The 17,713-nt window shown below is 36.0% G+C and carries 31 protein-coding genes; all 31 read right to left on the reverse strand.

Features of this window, described 5'->3' with window-relative positions; all coding sequences use genetic code 11:
- Positions 1-47 precede the first annotated feature (47 nt).
- The gene (gene carA / locus BUC16_RS10885) at positions 48-1,148 is read right to left on the reverse strand and encodes a glutamine-hydrolyzing carbamoyl-phosphate synthase small subunit (RefSeq protein ID WP_073370774.1); all 1,101 of its coding nucleotides are present in this window, start codon (positions 1,146-1,148) and stop codon (positions 48-50) included.
- 275 nt (positions 1,149-1,423) lie between these two features.
- Positions 1,424-1,930, reverse strand: coding sequence for a 50S ribosomal protein L17 (rplQ, locus tag BUC16_RS10890; protein WP_073370540.1), 507 nt, complete (start codon positions 1,928-1,930; stop codon positions 1,424-1,426).
- Positions 1,931-1,968: 38 nt separating this feature from the next.
- Positions 1,969-2,961, reverse strand: a complete 993-nt coding sequence (locus BUC16_RS10895) for a DNA-directed RNA polymerase subunit alpha (RefSeq protein ID WP_073370541.1) — start codon at positions 2,959-2,961, stop codon at positions 1,969-1,971.
- A gap of 21 nt (positions 2,962-2,982) precedes the next feature.
- Positions 2,983-3,588 (reverse strand): 30S ribosomal protein S4, encoded by a 606-nt coding sequence (gene rpsD, locus BUC16_RS10900; protein WP_073370543.1) that lies wholly within the window; start codon positions 3,586-3,588, stop codon positions 2,983-2,985.
- Positions 3,589-3,681: 93 nt separating this feature from the next.
- Positions 3,682-4,065, reverse strand: coding sequence for a 30S ribosomal protein S11 (rpsK, locus tag BUC16_RS10905; protein WP_073370545.1), 384 nt, complete (start codon positions 4,063-4,065; stop codon positions 3,682-3,684).
- 8 nt (positions 4,066-4,073) lie between these two features.
- A complete protein-coding gene (gene rpsM, locus BUC16_RS10910) occupies positions 4,074-4,448 on the reverse strand; it encodes a 30S ribosomal protein S13 (protein WP_073370546.1) in 375 nt (124 codons plus the stop codon).
- Positions 4,449-4,450: 2 nt separating this feature from the next.
- Positions 4,451-4,567 carry a type B 50S ribosomal protein L36 gene (gene ykgO, locus BUC16_RS10915; RefSeq protein WP_073370549.1) on the reverse strand — a complete coding sequence of 39 codons (117 nt, stop codon included), beginning with the start codon at positions 4,565-4,567 and terminating at the stop codon, positions 4,451-4,453.
- An 11-nt stretch (positions 4,568-4,578) separates the two neighbouring features.
- Complete coding sequence (gene infA / locus BUC16_RS10920) at positions 4,579-4,794, reverse strand: translation initiation factor IF-1 (RefSeq protein WP_007136545.1); 216 nt, start codon at positions 4,792-4,794, stop codon at positions 4,579-4,581.
- Positions 4,795-4,798: 4 nt separating this feature from the next.
- A complete protein-coding gene (gene secY / locus BUC16_RS10925; protein ID WP_073370550.1) occupies positions 4,799-6,145 on the reverse strand; it encodes a preprotein translocase subunit SecY in 1,347 nt (448 codons plus the stop codon).
- A gap of 13 nt (positions 6,146-6,158) precedes the next feature.
- Positions 6,159-6,611 (reverse strand): 50S ribosomal protein L15, encoded by a 453-nt coding sequence (gene rplO, locus BUC16_RS10930; RefSeq protein ID WP_073370552.1) that lies wholly within the window; start codon positions 6,609-6,611, stop codon positions 6,159-6,161.
- A 10-nt stretch (positions 6,612-6,621) separates the two neighbouring features.
- Positions 6,622-6,804 carry a 50S ribosomal protein L30 gene (rpmD, locus tag BUC16_RS10935; protein WP_027310825.1) on the reverse strand — a complete coding sequence of 61 codons (183 nt, stop codon included), beginning with the start codon at positions 6,802-6,804 and terminating at the stop codon, positions 6,622-6,624.
- Between the two features lie 12 nt (positions 6,805-6,816).
- Positions 6,817-7,344 (reverse strand): 30S ribosomal protein S5, encoded by a 528-nt coding sequence (gene rpsE, locus BUC16_RS10940; protein ID WP_035668102.1) that lies wholly within the window; start codon positions 7,342-7,344, stop codon positions 6,817-6,819.
- A 6-nt stretch (positions 7,345-7,350) separates the two neighbouring features.
- Positions 7,351-7,701, reverse strand: coding sequence for a 50S ribosomal protein L18 (rplR, locus tag BUC16_RS10945; RefSeq protein ID WP_026707004.1), 351 nt, complete (start codon positions 7,699-7,701; stop codon positions 7,351-7,353).
- A gap of 11 nt (positions 7,702-7,712) precedes the next feature.
- Complete coding sequence (rplF, locus tag BUC16_RS10950; protein ID WP_073370554.1) at positions 7,713-8,255, reverse strand: 50S ribosomal protein L6; 543 nt, start codon at positions 8,253-8,255, stop codon at positions 7,713-7,715.
- 18 nt (positions 8,256-8,273) lie between these two features.
- Entirely contained in the window at positions 8,274-8,672 is a 399-nt protein-coding gene (rpsH, locus tag BUC16_RS10955) for a 30S ribosomal protein S8 (RefSeq protein WP_073370555.1), read from the reverse strand.
- A 104-nt stretch (positions 8,673-8,776) separates the two neighbouring features.
- Entirely contained in the window at positions 8,777-9,046 is a 270-nt protein-coding gene (rpsN, locus tag BUC16_RS10960) for a 30S ribosomal protein S14 (protein WP_073370557.1), read from the reverse strand.
- Positions 9,047-9,049: 3 nt separating this feature from the next.
- Entirely contained in the window at positions 9,050-9,601 is a 552-nt protein-coding gene (rplE, locus tag BUC16_RS10965) for a 50S ribosomal protein L5 (RefSeq protein WP_073370558.1), read from the reverse strand.
- 2 nt (positions 9,602-9,603) lie between these two features.
- Entirely contained in the window at positions 9,604-9,918 is a 315-nt protein-coding gene (rplX, locus tag BUC16_RS10970) for a 50S ribosomal protein L24 (protein WP_073370560.1), read from the reverse strand.
- A gap of 10 nt (positions 9,919-9,928) precedes the next feature.
- A complete protein-coding gene (gene rplN / locus BUC16_RS10975; RefSeq protein WP_007803649.1) occupies positions 9,929-10,297 on the reverse strand; it encodes a 50S ribosomal protein L14 in 369 nt (122 codons plus the stop codon).
- A 2-nt stretch (positions 10,298-10,299) separates the two neighbouring features.
- A complete protein-coding gene (rpsQ, locus tag BUC16_RS10980) occupies positions 10,300-10,560 on the reverse strand; it encodes a 30S ribosomal protein S17 (RefSeq protein ID WP_073370561.1) in 261 nt (86 codons plus the stop codon).
- Positions 10,561-10,577: 17 nt separating this feature from the next.
- Entirely contained in the window at positions 10,578-10,769 is a 192-nt protein-coding gene (rpmC, locus tag BUC16_RS10985) for a 50S ribosomal protein L29 (protein WP_073370563.1), read from the reverse strand.
- Positions 10,770-10,782: 13 nt separating this feature from the next.
- The gene (rplP, locus tag BUC16_RS10990; RefSeq protein WP_073370564.1) at positions 10,783-11,208 is read right to left on the reverse strand and encodes a 50S ribosomal protein L16; all 426 of its coding nucleotides are present in this window, start codon (positions 11,206-11,208) and stop codon (positions 10,783-10,785) included.
- A gap of 19 nt (positions 11,209-11,227) precedes the next feature.
- Positions 11,228-11,989: a 30S ribosomal protein S3 gene (gene rpsC / locus BUC16_RS10995; protein ID WP_073370566.1), complete on the reverse strand. Its 762-nt coding sequence runs from the start codon at positions 11,987-11,989 to the stop codon at positions 11,228-11,230.
- Between the two features lie 6 nt (positions 11,990-11,995).
- Positions 11,996-12,409, reverse strand: coding sequence for a 50S ribosomal protein L22 (rplV, locus tag BUC16_RS11000; protein ID WP_073370567.1), 414 nt, complete (start codon positions 12,407-12,409; stop codon positions 11,996-11,998).
- Between the two features lie 6 nt (positions 12,410-12,415).
- A complete protein-coding gene (gene rpsS, locus BUC16_RS11005; RefSeq protein ID WP_024981511.1) occupies positions 12,416-12,694 on the reverse strand; it encodes a 30S ribosomal protein S19 in 279 nt (92 codons plus the stop codon).
- A gap of 6 nt (positions 12,695-12,700) precedes the next feature.
- Positions 12,701-13,525: a 50S ribosomal protein L2 gene (rplB, locus tag BUC16_RS11010; protein ID WP_035668122.1), complete on the reverse strand. Its 825-nt coding sequence runs from the start codon at positions 13,523-13,525 to the stop codon at positions 12,701-12,703.
- A gap of 6 nt (positions 13,526-13,531) precedes the next feature.
- Positions 13,532-13,822: a 50S ribosomal protein L23 gene (gene rplW, locus BUC16_RS11015; protein ID WP_073370568.1), complete on the reverse strand. Its 291-nt coding sequence runs from the start codon at positions 13,820-13,822 to the stop codon at positions 13,532-13,534.
- 6 nt (positions 13,823-13,828) lie between these two features.
- On the reverse strand, positions 13,829-14,458 hold the full coding sequence (rplD, locus tag BUC16_RS11020; protein ID WP_073370570.1) for a 50S ribosomal protein L4: 630 nt from the start codon (positions 14,456-14,458) through the stop codon (positions 13,829-13,831).
- Positions 14,458-15,075 (reverse strand): 50S ribosomal protein L3, encoded by a 618-nt coding sequence (gene rplC / locus BUC16_RS11025; RefSeq protein ID WP_073370571.1) that lies wholly within the window; start codon positions 15,073-15,075, stop codon positions 14,458-14,460. Before rplC ends, rplD begins: the two co-directional genes overlap by 1 nt.
- A 155-nt stretch (positions 15,076-15,230) precedes the next feature.
- Positions 15,231-15,536 (reverse strand): 30S ribosomal protein S10, encoded by a 306-nt coding sequence (gene rpsJ, locus BUC16_RS11030; RefSeq protein WP_011963470.1) that lies wholly within the window; start codon positions 15,534-15,536, stop codon positions 15,231-15,233.
- Positions 15,537-15,547: 11 nt separating this feature from the next.
- The gene (gene fusA / locus BUC16_RS11035; RefSeq protein WP_073370573.1) at positions 15,548-17,704 is read right to left on the reverse strand and encodes an elongation factor G; all 2,157 of its coding nucleotides are present in this window, start codon (positions 17,702-17,704) and stop codon (positions 15,548-15,550) included.
- Between the last annotated feature and the right edge of the window lie 9 nt (positions 17,705-17,713).

The raw sequence follows: 17,713 nt of genomic DNA on the forward strand, positions 1-17,713 counted from the left end.
TCAAAATTGACAGCTTTTAAATCCGAACAAACATTCAATTAAGAAGTTTATTTTTTTATGTTTTCAATAAATTGATCAAACAAGTAAGATGAATCATGCGGTCCTGGACTTGCTTCTGGATGGTATTGAACAGAGAAACAATTTTTCTCTTTCATTCGCATTCCTGCAACAGTTCCGTCATTCAAATGAAGGTGCGTGATTTCCATATCAGGATTATTATCCAATTCTTCTTTGTTTACGGCAAAACCGTGATTTTGAGAAGTGATTTCCCCTTTTCCAGTAATTATATTTTTTACAGGGTGGTTGATTCCTCTATGACCGTTGAACATTTTGTATGTAGAAATTCCATTCGCCAAAGCAATTACTTGGTGTCCTAAACAAATTCCAAACAACGGTTTATCGTTTGCCAAAATTTCTTTTGCTACTTCAATCGCACTGAAAAGCGGGTCTGGATCCCCAGGCCCATTGGACAAGAAAAAGCCATCTGGATTAAATGCTGCCAATTCTGAATATTTTGAATCGTATGGAAATACTTTGATGTAACAATCTCTTTTGGCAAGATTACGAAGGATATTGGTTTTAATTCCTAAATCCAAAGCTGCAATTTTATAAGTTGCATTCTCGTCTCCAAAGAAATAAGGTTCTTTGGTAGAAACTTTAGATGCCAATTCCAAACCTTTCATGTCCGGAACTTTTGCCAAAGCTGCTTTTAGTTCTTCAATTGGCGTTCCGTCAGTACAAATTACTGAGTTCATTGCTCCATTGTCACGAATATAACTTACCAATCCGCGAGTATCAACATCAGAGATACAGATTAGGTTTTGTTTTGTAAAATAGTCTTCCAAACTTCCTGAAGCGTCTTCACGTGAAAAATTGAAGCTGAAATTTTTACAAACCAATCCTGCAATTTTGATATCACCAGATTCTACTTCTTTATCATTTACTCCGTAGTTCCCAATATGAGCATTGGTTGCCACCATAATTTGACCAAAGTAAGAAGGGTCAGTGAAAATTTCCTGATAACCCGTCATCCCGGTATTAAAGCATACTTCGCCAAAAGTGGTTCCTGAAATTCCAATAGATTTTCCGTGGAAAATGGTTCCGTCGCTTAATAAGAGTATGGCGCTTTTTCGTGTTGTGTATTTCATTCGTTGGTGTCTATTATTTTTTTTATGATCTAATGAAAGTGCAAAATTCGTTTCATCAGTAGTCAAATTTTTTGCAAATTTAATTCTTTAAAACAGCGGATGCAATGTTTTTTGAAAATTTATATTTTTTGAAGTATTTCTCATAGAAACCGAAAATTTCAATCTATTGAAATAAGTAATGAAAAACACTGAACTTATGCTCCAAAAAATCAAAAAAAAAAGGACAAACTAATAAAAGTTTATCCTTGATTTTTATTGAATGATTATATTCATAATTATTCTGCAGATTCTGATGGAGTTTCAGCAGCCGGAGCTTCTGTTTCAGCAACTGGAGCTGCTTCAACAGCTTCATCAGCTTTCTTGGCTTTTCCACCACGACGGCTTTTTGCTTTTTTAACTTCTTTTTTACCTCCGTTGTAAAGTTCATTGAAATCTACCAATTCGATCATTGCCATATCAGCATTATCTCCTAAACGATTTCCAACTTTAATGATACGAGTGTATCCACCTGGACGATCACCTACTTTAGCAGCTACGTCTCTGAACAAGTCAGTTACGGCATATTTGCTACGTAAGTATCCAAAAACGATACGACGGTTGTGAGTCGTGTCAGCTTTAGATTTTGTTATTAATGGCTCAACAAATTGTTTAAGCGCTTTTGCTTTTGCAACAGTAGTGTTAATACGTTTGTGCTCAATAAGAGAACAAGCCATATTAGCCAACATAGAACTTCTATGCGCAGTCTGTCTGCTTAAGTGATTGAATTTTTTTCCGTGTCTCATTGCTTTATGAATTTAACCCCGATAGAATCGGGATTAGATTATTCTTTATCTAGTTTGTATTTTGCCAAATCCATTCCGAAGTTCAAATTTTTAATTGCCACTAGTTCATCTAGTTCAGTTAAAGATTTTTTACCGAAATTACGGAATTTCATTAGGTCATTTTTATTGAAAGATACTAAATCTCCAAGTGTATCAACTTCAGCTGCTTTTAAGCAATTTAATGCTCTTACAGAAAGATCCATGTCAACAAGCTTAGTTTTAAGCAATTGTCTCATATGCAATGACTCTTCGTCATATGATTCTGTTTGTGCGATTTCGTCAGCCTCAAGAGTAATTCTTTCGTCTGAGAACAACATGAAATGGTGAATTAAAACTTTGGCAGCTTCAGTAAGAGCATCTTTTGGATTGATAGAACCATCAGTTTTGATTTCAAAAACTAATTTTTCGTAATCTGTTTTTTGCTCTACACGGAAGTTTTCAATAGCATACTTAACATTTTTTACCGGAGTAAAAATAGAGTCAGTAAATATAGTTCCAATTGCAGCATTTTGTTTTTTGTTCTCTTCAGCAGGAACATATCCTCTACCTTTTTCGATTGTTAGGTCGAAATGTAATTTGATTTTAGAATCTAAATTACAGATTACAAGTTCTGGATTCAAAACTTGGAAACCTGAAATAAATTTCTGGAAATCGCCAGCTGTTAATTGATCTTTTCCTGTAACCGAAATAGTAACTGATTCATTATCTATATCTTCTATTTGACGTTTGAAACGTACTTGCTTAAGATTAAGAATAATTTCGGTAACGTCTTCAACAACTCCTGAGATAGTAGAAAACTCATGATCTACACCTTCGATGCGAACCGACGTGATTGCATAACCTTCTAATGCTGAAAGCAAAACTCTTCTAAGTGCGTTACCAACTGTCAATCCGTAACCAGGTTCCAAAGGTCTGAATTCAAATTTACCTTCAAAATCGGTTGAATCGATCATGATAACTTTATCGGGCTTCTGAAAATTAAATATTGCCATAAATTTCGACTAAGTCAATTATTATTTGTTGTACAACTCTACGATTAATTGTTCTTTAATGTTTTCTGGAATTTGAAGTCTAGCTGGTACAGAAACGAAAGTACCCTCTTTTAATTCATTGTTCCAAGTAATCCATTCATAAACATGACTTGAATTTGATAAAGAACGTTCGATAGCTTCTAAAGATTTAGATTTTTCACGAACAGCAACTTTATCACCAGGTTTAAGGTGGTAAGAAGGAATATTAACCACTTCACCGTTAACAGTAACGTGTCTATGAGAAACGATTTGACGAGCACCTCTTCTAGAAGGAGCAATACCCATTCTGAAAACTACGTTATCTAATCTTGCTTCACATAATTGTAATAAAACTTCACCAGTAACACCTTTAGTAGCTGATGCTTTTTCGAATAAATTCCTGAATTGTTTTTCTAAAATTCCATAAGAATATTTAGCTTTTTGCTTTTCCATTAACTGAACAGCATACTCAGATTTTTTTCCTCTTTTTTTAGCCATCCCGTGTTGTCCAGGAGGGTAATTTCTTTTTTCGAAAGCTTTGTCGTCTCCGAAAATTGCTTCGCCGAATTTACGTGCGATTCTTGTACTAGGACCAGTATATCTTGCCATTTTAAATTGTTTAAGATTGAGATTATGAATTCAGGTCTTATCCTTCGATAATCGTTGTTCAATCTAGGTTATACTATAAATATTGTTTGAGTATTAAACTCTACGTCTTTTTGGAGGACGACATCCGTTGTGAGGCATTGGAGTAACGTCGATGATCTCAGTCACTTCAATTCCACCGTTATGCAAAGAACGGATAGCAGACTCACGTCCGTTTCCTGGTCCTTTTACATAAACCTTTACTTTTTTAAGTCCAGCTTCTAACGCTACTTTACTGCAATCTTCTGCTGCCATTTGAGCTGCATACGGAGTGTTCTTTTTAGAACCCCTGAAACCCATTTTACCTGCTGAAGACCAAGAAATAACATCACCTTTCTTGTTTGTCAAAGAAATAATGATGTTGTTAAAAGTGGCACTAATATGAGCTTCACCCGTTGATTCAACGATAACTTTACGTTTTTTTGTAGTTGCTTTAGCCATATTACTTATTATTTAGTTGCTTTTTTCTTGTTGGCAACAGTTTTTCTTTTTCCTTTTCTTGTTCTAGAGTTGTTCTTAGTTCTTTGTCCTCTTAATGGAAGACCAGATCTGTGACGGATACCTCTATAACATCCAATATCCATTAAACGTTTGATGTTTAAGGAAACTTCTGAACGTAGTTCACCTTCAATTTTGAAAAATGATACAGCTTCACGAATTGCTCCGATCTCGTCATCATTCCAATCTTGCACTTTTGTATCTTGGCTAACTTGAGCTTTTTCTAAAATCTCAACTGCTCTACTTCTACCAATTCCGAAGATGTAGGTTAAAGCGATAACTCCTCTTTTGTTTTTTGGGATGTCTACCCCTGCTATTCTTGCCATAACTATCCTTGTCTTTGTTTAAATCTAGGATTCTTTTTGTTGATTACGTATAATCTGCCTTTTCTTCGTACAATCTTGCACTCGGCACTTCTTTTTTTAACTGATGCTCTTACTTTCATTTTGAATATCTTTAATATCTATAAGTAATTCTTGCTTTTGACAAATCGTAAGGGCTCATTTCCAGTTTCACTTTATCACCAGGTAATAATTTGATGTAATGCATACGCATTTTTCCAGATATATGAGCAATTACTATATGTCCATTTTCTAACTCAACACGGAACATTGCATTTGACAATGCTTCAATTATCGATCCGTCTTGTTCTATTGCTGATTGTTTTGCCATAAGATTAAGCTACTGCTTTTCTATTTTTACCACTTTTCATTAATCCATCATAATGTTTGTTCAACAAGTATGAATTGATTTGCTGAATAGTGTCTATTGCGACACCAACCATAATTATCAATGATGTACCTCCAAAGAACATTGCCCAAGATTGTTGAACATCCATAAGACTAACTACAATGGCTGGGAACACAGCTATCAAAGCAAGAAATAAAGAGCCTGGAAATGTGATTAAAGACATCACTTTGTCAAGAAAGTCAGAAGTTTCAACTCCCGGTCTAACACCTGGAATAAAACCACCACTTCTTTTTAAATCATCAGACATTTTATTGGTAGGAACAGTGATTGCAGTATAGAAGTAAGTAAATACAACTATTAAAGTTGCAAAAACAAAATTATACCAAAATCCGAACATATCACTAAAAGTACTAACGATTGATTGAGAAGCTTCTGATTTTGACAACGCTGCCAAAGCAGCTGGAATAAACATAATTGCCTGGGCAAAGATGATTGGCATAACACCAGAAGCATTTAATTTTAATGGAATCCATTGTCTGTTACCTCCCATCATGTCTTTTTCGAAATCACCAGATGTTGTACGACGTGCATACTGAACCGGAATTTTTCTAACTGCCATTACTAGCAATATACAAGAAATGATAACTAGCAACCAAACAATTATTTCAACAACCAACAACATTGGACCACCATTATTATTGGTAACCCTAGCTGCGAATTCTTGAATAAAAGCTTGAGGAAATCTAGCCAAAATACCAACCATAATCAACAGTGATATTCCGTTTCCGATTCCTTTATCAGTAATTTTTTCTCCTAACCACATGGCAAATATTGTACCTGAAACTAGAATAACTACTGAAGAAAACAAAAATTCGAATGAATCAAATCCTAACAAGAAAGCATTACTAGGCAATGTTCTATAAAGATTGTAAATGTATCCAGGTGCTTGAACCAATGTAATACCAATTGTTAACCAACGGGTAATTTGATTGATTTTTTTCCTGCCACTTTCTCCATCGCTTTGAAGTTTTTGCAAATAAGGAATCGCAATTCCCATTAACTGAACAACAATCGAGGCAGAAATATAAGGCATGATACCTAATGCAAAAACTGAAGCTTTAGAAAAAGCACCACCAGTAAACATGTCAAGAATTGAACCAATTCCATCTTTAGTTTGTCCGGCTAATCCAGTCAATTGTGTAGCATCAATACCAGGAAGCGTAACATGTGCTCCAAAACGATAAACTAAAAGTATTCCCAAGGTAATCAGGATTCTATTTTTTAGTTCCTCTATTTTCCAAACATTAATTAGTGATTCAATAAATTTCTTCATCTTAATCGGAAAATTAAATGGTCACTGCTTCTCCACCAGCAGCTTCGATAGCAGCTTTTGCAGTAGCAGTAAATTTGTGAGCAGTTACTTTTAATTTTGCTTTCAATTCTCCTCTTCCTAAAATCTTAACGATTTCATTTTTGGTAGCCAAACGATTAGCAACATAAACAGTCATGTCAACTGCGTCTGTTACAATACCGTTATCCACCAATAATTGAAGCGTGTCAAGATTCACCCCTTCGTATTCTTTACGATTGATGTTTGTGAAACCAAACTTAGGCACACGTCTTTGAAGTGGCATTTGTCCACCTTCAAAACCAATCTTTTTAGAATAACCAGAACGAGATTTTGCTCCTTTGTGACCACGTGCAGCGGTACCACCTTTTCCAGAACCTTCTCCTCTACCCAATCTTTTATTTTGATTGTGTGTTGACCCTTCAGCCGGTTTTAAGTTACTTAAATTCATAACGTATTTGTTATTTAGCTTCTTCTACAGAAACTAAGTGTTTAACTTTATTTATCATTCCAAGGATAGTTGGATTTGAATCGTGTTCTACAACTTGACCCATTTTACGAAGACCTAAAGCCTCTAATCCTCTTTTTTGAGTAAGGGGACAGTTGATTTTGCTTCTAACTTGTTTTACTAATAATTTAGCCATAATTTCCTTGAATTAACCTTTAAAAACTTTTTCTAAAGAAACGCCTCTTTGTTTTGCAACAGTATAAGCACTTCTCATTTGTAATAAAGCATCAAAAGTTGCTTTTACCACGTTGTGAGGATTTGATGATCCTTGAGATTTTGACAATACATCATGTATTCCAACTGACTCAAGTACTGAACGAACAGCTCCACCTGCAATAACTCCAGTACCATGAGAGGCAGGAATCAAGAACACACGTGCTCCACCAAATTTACCTTTTTGTTCGTGAGGAACAGATTGACCATTCAAAGGAATCTTAACTAGATTTTTCTTTGCGTCTTCCACTGCTTTCGCAATTGCTTCAGAAACGTCTTTAGATTTTCCTAATCCGTGACCAACTACTCCATTTTCATCACCTACAACTACAATAGCAGAAAAACCAAAAGCTCTACCACCCTTTGTAACTTTAGTAACACGATTTACACTTACCAAACGATCTTTCAATTCAAGACCACTTGGTTTTACTAGCTCTACATTCTTGTATTTACTATTAGACATACTATATTAGAATTTAAGTCCAGCCGCTCTCGCGCCTTCCGCTAATGATTTAATACGACCGTGATACAAATAACCTCCTCTATCGAAAGTTACCACTTCAATCCCGGCTTTTAACGCTTTTTCTGCAACTAGTTTTCCAACTGCTGTCGCAACTTCTACGTTAGTACCTTTTCCTATTTCTTTTTCTCTTGAAGAAGCAGCTAATAAAGTAACTCCGTTTACGTCATCAATAAGTTGAGCATAAATTTCTTTGTTACTTCTAAATACAGAAAGTCTTGGGTTAGTGGCAGTACCACTAATTGTTTTTCTAATTCTGAATCTGATTCTCTGTCTTCTTTCAGGTTTTGTTAATGACATAATGTTATTTTTTACGCTGATTTACCTGCTTTTCTTCTTAATACTTCACCTACAAATTTAACACCTTTTCCTTTGTATGGTTCTGGCTTACGGAAACCTCTGATTTTCGCAGCTACTTGACCTAAAAGTTGTTTATCAAATGATGTTAATTTTACAATTGGGTTTTTACCTTTTTCAGATATAGTTTCCAATTTCACTTCTGGAGCAATTTCCAATACAATATTGTGAGAAAATCCAAGAGCTAAATCTAATTTTTGTCCTTGATTTGAAGCTCTATAACCAACTCCAACCAATTCTAATTCTTTAGTAAAACCTTCTGTTACACCAGTAATCATGTTATTGATTAAAGATCTGTACAAACCGTGTTTTGCTCTTTGGTCTTTGTGATCAGATGATCTGTCCACTTGAACTTGATCTCCTTCAACTGTTACAGTTACGTCCGAAAACTCCTGAGTCAGTTGACCATTTTTTCCTTTTACTGTAATAATGCCATTTGCAACTTCAACAGTTACTCCGGCAGGGACTACAACGGGATTTTTACCTATTCTTGACATCTCTTATAAGTCTTTTAATTAGTATACGTAACAAATTACTTCACCACCAACATTTAATTGCTTGGCTTGTTTCCCGGTCATAAGACCTTTTGAAGTTGAAACAATGGCAATTCCTAATCCGTTAAGGATTCTTGGGATGGAAGAAGAACCTGCGTACTTACGTAAACCTGGTTTACTAATTCTTTGGATATCTTTGATCACTGACTCTTTAGTATCTTTATCGTACTTCAAAGCGATTTTGATTGAACCCTGAACAGAGTTGTCCTCAAATTTGTAACTCAAGATATATCCTTGATCAAATAAGATCTTAGTTATTTCTTTTTTTAGATTAGAAGCCGGGATTTCGACAACTTTGTGGTTTGCAGCCACAGCGTTTCTAACTCTCGTCAAATAATCTGCAATAGGATCTGTATACATATGTATAAATTTGCGGTTATGGTTTTCATAGGATACTCATCAAATGAACCTTTAACCAATTAAAATTATTTTTTGGATTGCAAAAGTACTAACTTTTTATGAGATTACCAAGATGCTTTTTTAACACCTGGAATTAATCCATTATTTGCCATCTCACGGAATGTTACACGTGAAATACCAAATTGACGAATATAACCTCTTGGTCTTCCTGTTAATTTGCAACGATTGTGCAAACGAACCGGTGAAGCATTTTTTGGTAATTTTTGTAAACCTACTGAATCTCCAGCTTCTTTCAAAGCTTTTCTTTTCTCAGCATACTTTGCTACCGTTTTTTCTCTCTTCACCTCACGGGCTTTCATTGATTCTTTAGCCATGTCTTAATTCTTTTTAAAAGGTAATCCTAATTCAGCCAATAATGACTTTGCTTCCTTGTCTGTTTTTGCAGAAGTAACAAAAGTAATATCCATACCTGAAATTTTGTTTACTTTGTCAATATCAATTTCCGGGAAAATGATTTGCTCCAAAACTCCAAGGTTATAGTTTCCTCTTCCGTCAAATCCAGTAGCTTTGATACCACTGAAATCTCTAACACGTGGCAAAGCAGAAGTAACCAATCTATCTAAAAATTCGTACATTCTTTCTCCACGCAAAGTAACTTTTGCTCCAATAGGCATCCCTTTTCTCAATTTGAAAGACGCAACGTCTTTCTTTGAAATTGTAGATACTGCTTTCTGTCCAGTGATCTTTGTCAACTCCTCAACTGCATAGTCGATTAGTTTTTTGTCAGATACAGCTGCACCAACTCCTTTACTTAAAACGATTTTTTCCAATTTTGGAACTTGCATTACGTTTACGTATCCGAATTCCTCTTTAAGAGCAGAGATAACTCTACTCTTATATTCTTCTTTTAGTCTAGGTATATATGCCATTACTATAGTACTTGATTAGATTTTTTTGAAAATCTTACTTTCTTATCTCCTTCAACTCTAATTCCAACTCTAGTTGCTTCCTTAGTTTTAGGATCAATTAAAGATATGTTGGAAATTTGTATAGAAGCTTCCTTTTTTACAATACCACCTTGAGGGCTTTTTGCACTAGGTTTCGTGTGTTTTGAAACCATATTTACACCTTCAACAATTGCTTTATTTTTCTCACGGTAAACACGTAGAACTTTACCTTCAGCACCTTTATGGTCTCCAGCAATTACTCTTACGATGTCTCCTGATTTTATTTTTAGCTTTATCATCTTAAAATAATTAAAGCACTTCTGGTGCTAATGATACAATTTTCATGAATTGTTTTTCACGAAGTTCTCTTGCTACTGGACCAAAAACACGAGTTCCTCTCATTTCCCCTGCTGCGTTCAAAAGAACACATGCATTGTCATCGAAACGGATATAAGAACCATCGGCTCTTCTCACTTCTTTTTTGGTACGTACAACAACTGCAGTTGAAACAGCTCCTTTTTTAACGTTTCCGTTTGGAGTTGCATCTTTGATAGAAACTACAATCTTGTCACCAACAGAGGCATACCTTCTTTTGGTACCTCCTAAAACACGGATAGTTAAAACTTCTTTTGCTCCCGTATTATCTGCTACTTTTAGTCTTGATTCTTGTTGTACCATAATTATTTAGCTCTTTCAATGATTTCAACTAACCTCCAACATTTTGTTTTACTCAAAGGACGCGTTTCGCTAATCCTTACGGTATCTCCAATGTTGCAGTCGTTCTTTTCGTCGTGTGCGTGATACTTTTTAGTTTTCAACACGAACTTACCGTATAGTGGGTGTTTTACTCTTCTAACTTCAGCAACAACAATAGACTTGTCCATTTTGTCTGAAGTTACAACCCCAACTCTTTCTTTTCTTAAATTTCTTTTTTCTTCCATCTTTCAGCAGAATACAGTTATTGTAACTCTCTTTTAGTAAGTTCTGTGGCTAATCTTGCAACTGTTCTTCTTACACTTCTAATTTGAAGTGGATTCTCAATTGGAGAAATAGCGTGAGCCATTTTTAAGTCGGCATATGCCTTCTTAGTTTGGTTAAGTTTTTCTTGCAACTCTGCTGCAGAAAGATCTTTTATTTCTGATTGTTTCATAATATATAATTAATTATGCTTCGAAATCTCTAGCAACAACGAATTTTGTTTTACAAGGAAGCTTTTGGGCTGCAAGACGTAATGCCTCTTTTGCAACTGACAAAGGTACTCCTCCAACTTCAAACATAATTCTTCCGGGTCTAACAACGGCCGCCCAATACTCGACTGCACCTTTACCTTTACCCATACGTACCTCAAGAGGTTTCTTTGTGATTGGTTTGTCTGGAAATATTTTGATCCATAATTGTCCTTCTCTTTTCATAAAACGAGTTGCAGCGATACGCGCAGCCTCGATTTGACGTGAGGTCAAGAACATTCCATCTTCATGTACAGATTTAATACCAAACATTCCATTAGAAAGTTCGTGCCCTCTTTGGGAGTTCCCTTTCATTTTACCCTTTTGTACCTTACGGTATTTTGTTCTTTTAGGCTGTAACATTTTACTTTAATTTAAAAATTTACTTTCTTTTACGAGCGTCTGGTTTTCCACCTTTATTAAAAGGTTTTCTGTCTCCTCTCGGAGAATCACCACCTTTACCACCACCAGTTCCAGATTGTTTTTTATCCATTCCTGCAAGTGGAGAAAGATCTCTCTTTCCATAAACTTCACCTTTCATGATCCATACTTTGATACCCATTCTACCATAAGTAGTATGTGCTTCAGCCAAAGCATAATCAATATCAGCCCTGAAAGTTGATAGAGGAATTCTTCCTTCTTTGAAACCTTCTGAACGAGCCATCTCTGCACCATTCAAACGACCAGAAATCAAAACTTTGATACCTTCTGCATTCATACGCATAGAAGCAGCAATAGCCATTTTGATTGCACGTCTATAAGAAATACGGCTTTCGATTTGACGACAGATGCTTGTGGCAACTAGATACGCGTCAAGTTCAGGTCTTTTTATTTCAAAGATGTTGATTTGAACCTCTTTGTCAGTAACTTTCTTAAGTTCTTCTTTCAACTTGTCTACCTCTTGGCCACCTTTTCCGATAATAATACCAGGTCTAGCAGTAGTGATAGTAACGGTTACAAGTTTCAAAGTTCTCTCGATGATTACTTTCGATACACTAGCTTTTGATAAACGAGCATGGATGTACTTTCTGATTTTATAGTCTTCGGCTAATTTATCACCGTAGTCATTTCCACCATACCAGTTAGAGTCCCATCCTCTGATGATACCAAGTCTATTTCCAATTGGATTTGTCTTTTGTCCCATCTTTAATTATTTTGCTTGTGTGTTATCATTAATAGCTCCTAACACGATTGTTACGTGGTTTGAACGTTTTCTAATTCTGTGTGCTCTACCTTGTGGAGCTGGACGAAGTCTTTTCAACATCATTCCACCATCTACAGTGATAGTTTTTACGAATAAGCCTGCTTCTTCCATATTAGCGTCAGGGTTTTTTGCTTGCCAGTTGGCAATAACAGATAAAACCAATTTCTCTAATTTTCTTGAAGCTTCTTTAGAACTAAATCTTAAAATATTTAGTGCTCTCTCTACCTTCTGACCTCTTACTAGATCTGCTACTAAGCGCATTTTTCTAGGTGAAGTAGGGCAGTTATTCAATTTTGCAAAAGCTAGTGACTTGTTAGCCTCTTTTCTTGCATCTGCTGTTTCTCTTTTACGAACTCCCATTGCTTCTTATTTTTTACCTTTATTTTTTGCTCCAGCATGACCTCTAAAAGATCTAGTTGGTGAAAACTCTCCTAATTTGTGACCTACCATGTTTTCAGTAACGTAAACTGGTACAAATTGACGACCGTTATGAACTGCGATAGTTTGACCAACAAAGTCTGGAGTAATCATGGAAGCTCTAGACCAAGTCTTAACCACTCCTTTATTACCTCCGGCAATGTTTTCTTCAACTTTCTTTTCTAACTTATAATGAACGAAAGGTCCTTTTTTTAATGAACGTGCCATATCTTATTATTTCTTTCTACGTTCTACAATGTACTTGTTACTCGGGTTTTTCTTAGAACGTGTTCTATAACCTTTAGCAGGTATACCGTTTCTAGAGCGTGGATGTCCACCAGAAGAACGTCCTTCACCACCACCCATTGGGTGATCGACAGGGTTCATTGCAACAGGTCTTGTTCTCGGTCTTCTACCTAACCATCTTGTTCTACCTGCTTTACCAGATACAACTAATTGGTGGTCTGAATTAGAAACCGCACCAATTGTAGCCGAACAAGTCAACAAGATTAATCTTGTTTCTCCAGAAGGCATTTTGATTGTTGCATATTTTCCATCTCTTGCCATTAATTGAGCAAATGTTCCAGCAGAACGAGCAATTACAGCCCCTTGCCCTGGCCTCAATTCGATACAAGAAATTACAGTTCCAAGTGGAACTCTACTTAAAGGTAATGTATTACCAATTTCTGGTTGAGATTCTGGACCAGAAACTAATTTCTGACCAACCTTCAATCCGTTTTGAGCAATAACATAAGTTTTCTCACCATCAGCATAAGCTAATAAAGCAATAAACGCAGTACGATTTGGATCATATTCGATTGATTTCACTGTAGCCGGAATTCCTTCTTTTGTACGTTTGAAATCAATAATACGATATCTCTGCTTGTGACCACCACCCGTATAACGCATGGTCATCTTTCCTTGACTATTTCTACCTCCAGAGTTTTTTATCGGCGCTATCAAAGAGCGTTCCGGCTTATCAGTTGTAATGGCGTCATAACCATTCACAACTCTAAATCGCTGACCTGGGGTAATAGGTTTTAATTTTCTTACTGACATTTTATCTTAGATATTGTTGTAAAAATCAATTGTTTCTCCTTCTTGTACTTGTACAATTGCTTTTTTGATAGCATTTGTCTTTCCACTGATAAGTCCACTTTTAGTGTATTTTGTAGTTCTGTCCGGTCTTACGTTCATCGTGTTAACTGAAACGATAGTTACTCCATAAGCAGCTTCAACAGCTTTCTTAATTTGCACTTTGTTTGCTTTTCTGTCAACAACAAATCCGAAGCGGTTTAAAACTTCACTTTCTTTGGTTACTTTTTCCGTTACTATAGGTTTAATTATGATGCTCATATCCTATTATTTGCTTAAATTTTCTTCAATTACTTCTAAAGAACCTTCCAACAACACTAAAGTATTAGTGTTTAAAATGTCGTAAGTACTTAATTCTAAGCTACTTATAACGTTAGACGCCTTTAAATTGCGTGACGACAAATATACATTTTTATTCGAATCGCCCAACACAAATAAAGATTTTTTATTCTCCAACTCTAAAGCTTTCAAAACGTTAATGAAATTTTTAGTGTTTGGTGTTTCAAAATTGAAGTCTTCAAGAACGATAATATTCGACTCTTTTGCTTTAATTGAGAAAGCAGATTTTCTTGCCAATCTTTTCAAGCTTTTATTCAATTTGAATGAATAACTTCTTGGTCTTGGTCCGAAAACTGTTCCACCACCTTTAAACAATGGATTCTTTGCACTACCCGCACGAGCTGTACCAGTTCCTTTTTGTTTTTTAATTTTACGAGTACTTCCTGCAACTTCAGCTCTTTCTTTAGCTTTGTGCGTTCCTTGACGTTGGTTAGCAAGATATTGCTTAACATCAAGATATACTGCGTGATTGTTTGGTTCTATACCGAATACTGAATCAGAAAGTTGAACTTTTCTTCCAGTATCTTTTCCGTTGAAATCTAATACTTTTGCTTCCATTACTTCTGAATGATTACATAAGAGTTGTTATGACCAGGAACACATCCTTTAATAACAAGTAGGTTCTTATCAGCCACTACTTTTAAAACTCTAAGGTTTTGAACTTTTACATTATCTCCTCCCATTCTTCCAGCCATACGCATTCCTTTGAATACTCTAGATGGATAAGAAGAAGCTCCCACAGAACCTGGCGCTCTTAAACGGTTGTGTTGACCGTGAGTTGCTTGTCCAACACCACCAAAACCGTGACGTTTCACAACCCCTTGAAAACCTTTACCTTTAGACACACCTTGTACATCTACAAATTCTCCTTCTGCAAAAATAGAAACGTCAATAACGTCACCTAATTTTTGTTCGCTTGCAAAATCTTGGAATTCAACGACTTTTTTCTTAGCTACAGTTCCTGCTTTCGCAAAGTGACCAACGGCCGCTTTTGTGGAATGTTTCTCGTTTTTGTCATCGAAACCTAGTTGCAACGCTTCATACCCGTCAACACCTTTGGTTCTGACTTGGGTAACTACACATGGGCCAGCTTCAATAACAGTACAAGGAATGTTTTTCCCGTTCTCGTCAAAGATGCTTGTCATGCCAATTTTTCTTCCGATTAACCCAGACATAAATATTAATTATTAATTATTAAATATAAATATAGAACGCAGCTTTTAAGCGAATCCTATTTTTTAAAGTGGTGCAAAAGTAAACATTATTTACACACGAACCAAAAAAATATTTTTCGTTTAAAAACAGCGTCCTTTTCTTACTAGTAAGCTACTTAAACTTTGATCTCTACTTCAACTCCGCTAGGCAATTCAAGTTTCATCAAGGCATCAATAGTTTTTGACGAAGATGAATAAATGTCGATCAATCTCTTGTATGACATTACTTCAAATTGCTCTCTCGCTTTTTTGTTAACGTGTGGAGAACGTAGTACAGTAAAAAGTTTTTTGTGAGTTGGTAATGGAATTGGCCCAGTTACTACTGCTCCGGTACTTTTAACCGTTTTTACAATCTTCTCGGCAGACTTGTCTACCAACATGTGATCGTAAGATTTTAGTTTTATTCTGATTTTTTGACTCATTTTCTTAAAGATTATGCGTTTCCTTTTGCTTTTTTGATAACTGCTTCCGAAATATTGGAAGGTGTTTCTGCGTAGTGTGAAAATTCCATTGTAGATGTTGCTCTACCAGATGAAAGTGTTCTTAATGTAGTTACATAACCGAACATCTCTGACAACGGCACATCTGCTTTGATGGTTTTTGCACCAGCTCTGTCACCCATGTCATTCACTTGACCTCTACGACGGTTGATATCACCTACGATATCTCCCATGTTTTCTTCAGGTGTAATAACTTCCATTTTCATGATAGGCTCAAGAATAATTGCTCCAGCAGCTTTAGCCACTTCTCTATACCCCATTCTTGCTGCAAGTTCAAAAGAAAGTGCATCAGAATCCACAGGGTGGAAAGATCCGTCCAATAAAGTTACTTTCAAACTATCTACTTGGTATCCTGCTAAAGGACCAGTTTTCATAGCTTCACGGAAACCTTTTTCTACAGATGGAATATATTCTTTAGGAACGTTACCACCTTTTACAGCATTGATAAATTGCAACCCTACAGGAGTTTTACCGTCAACTTCATCTGCTGGCTCCAAAACAAATACGATATCACCGAATTTACCACGACCACCTGATTGTTTTTTGTAAGTTTCTCTGTGTTGTGCTTTTTTAGTAAACGCTTCTTTGTATTCAACTTGAGGCTCACCTTGGTTTACTTCAACTTTGAATTCACGTTTCATACGATCCACAAGGATATCCAAGTGCAACTCTCCCATTCCTGAGATAATTGTTTGCCCTGAAGCCTCATCAGTTCTAACTGTAAAAGTTGGATCTTCTTCAGCTAATTTAGCTAAAGCCATACCCATTTTATCAACGTCAGCTTTTGTTTTAGGTTCAATCGCAATACCAATTACCGGTGCAGGGAATTTCATAGACTCCAAAATAATTGGATTCTTTTCATCACACAATGTATCTCCAGTTTTAATATCTTTAAATCCAACTGCCGCTCCAATATCACCTGCCTCGATATATTCGATTGGGTTTTGTTTGTTGGCATGCATTTGGTAGATACGAGAGATTCTTTCTTTGTTACCTGAACGAGTGTTCAAAACATAAGAACCCGCATCCAAACGTCCTGAATAAGCACGAAAGAAAGCTAAACGACCTACGAATGGATCAGTAGCAATTTTAAATGCCAAAGCAGCAAACGGCTCTTTAACATCTGGCTTACGCAAGATTTTAGTTTGATCTTCTTCCAACAATTCAGCATCATCAGGATGAATTCCTTCGATACCAGCTTTATCCATTGGAGATGGCAAGTATTTACATACCGCATCCAACATGAATTGAACTCCTTTGTTTTTGAAAGAAGAACCAGCGATCATAGGAATAATAGCCATATCCATAACAGCAGCTCTCAACGCAATGTTGATTTCTTCTTCCGTGATAGACTCTTCATCTTCCATGAATTTTTCCAACAGATTTTCATCATAATCAGCAACCGCTTCAATAAGGATAGATCTGTATTCTTTTACTTCTGCAAGCATGTCTTCTGGAATAGGCACAATATCATAAGTAGCACCCAAACCTTCTTCATGCCAAACAATAGCTTGGTTTTTAACCAAATCAACCACCCCTTTGAAATCATTTTCTTCACCAATTGGCAAAGTAATCGCCACAGCGTTTGATTTCAACATATCTCTAACTTGTTGACAAACCATCAAAAAGTTAGAACCTTGACGGTCCATTTTGTTAACAAATCCAATTCTTGGAACTCTATATTGATCTGCAAGCCTCCAGTTAGTTTCTGATTGTGGCTCAACACCATCAACAGCACTAAACAAGAAAACCAACCCGTCAAGCACACGCAAAGAACGATTTACTTCTACAGTAAAATCAACGTGTCCCGGGGTATCAATAATATTAAAGTGGTATGGTAAACTTTCAGGCAATAATTTACCTTGTGTAGTTGGAAAATTCCACTCACAAGTTGTAGCTGCAGAAGTAATTGTAATACCTCTTTCTTGCTCTTGTGCCATCCAGTCCATTGTTGCAGCACCATCGTGCACTTCACCAATTTTGTGTGATTTTCCAGTATAGAATAAAATACGCTCCGTCGTTGTTGTTTTACCAGCATCAATGTGAGCAGCAATTCCTATATTTCTTGTATATTTAAGATCTCTAGCCATTTCTTAAGA

It is taken from the genome of Flavobacterium fluvii, assembly GCF_900129545.1.
GTDB classification, from domain to species: Bacteria; Bacteroidota; Bacteroidia; order Flavobacteriales; family Flavobacteriaceae; genus Flavobacterium; species Flavobacterium fluvii.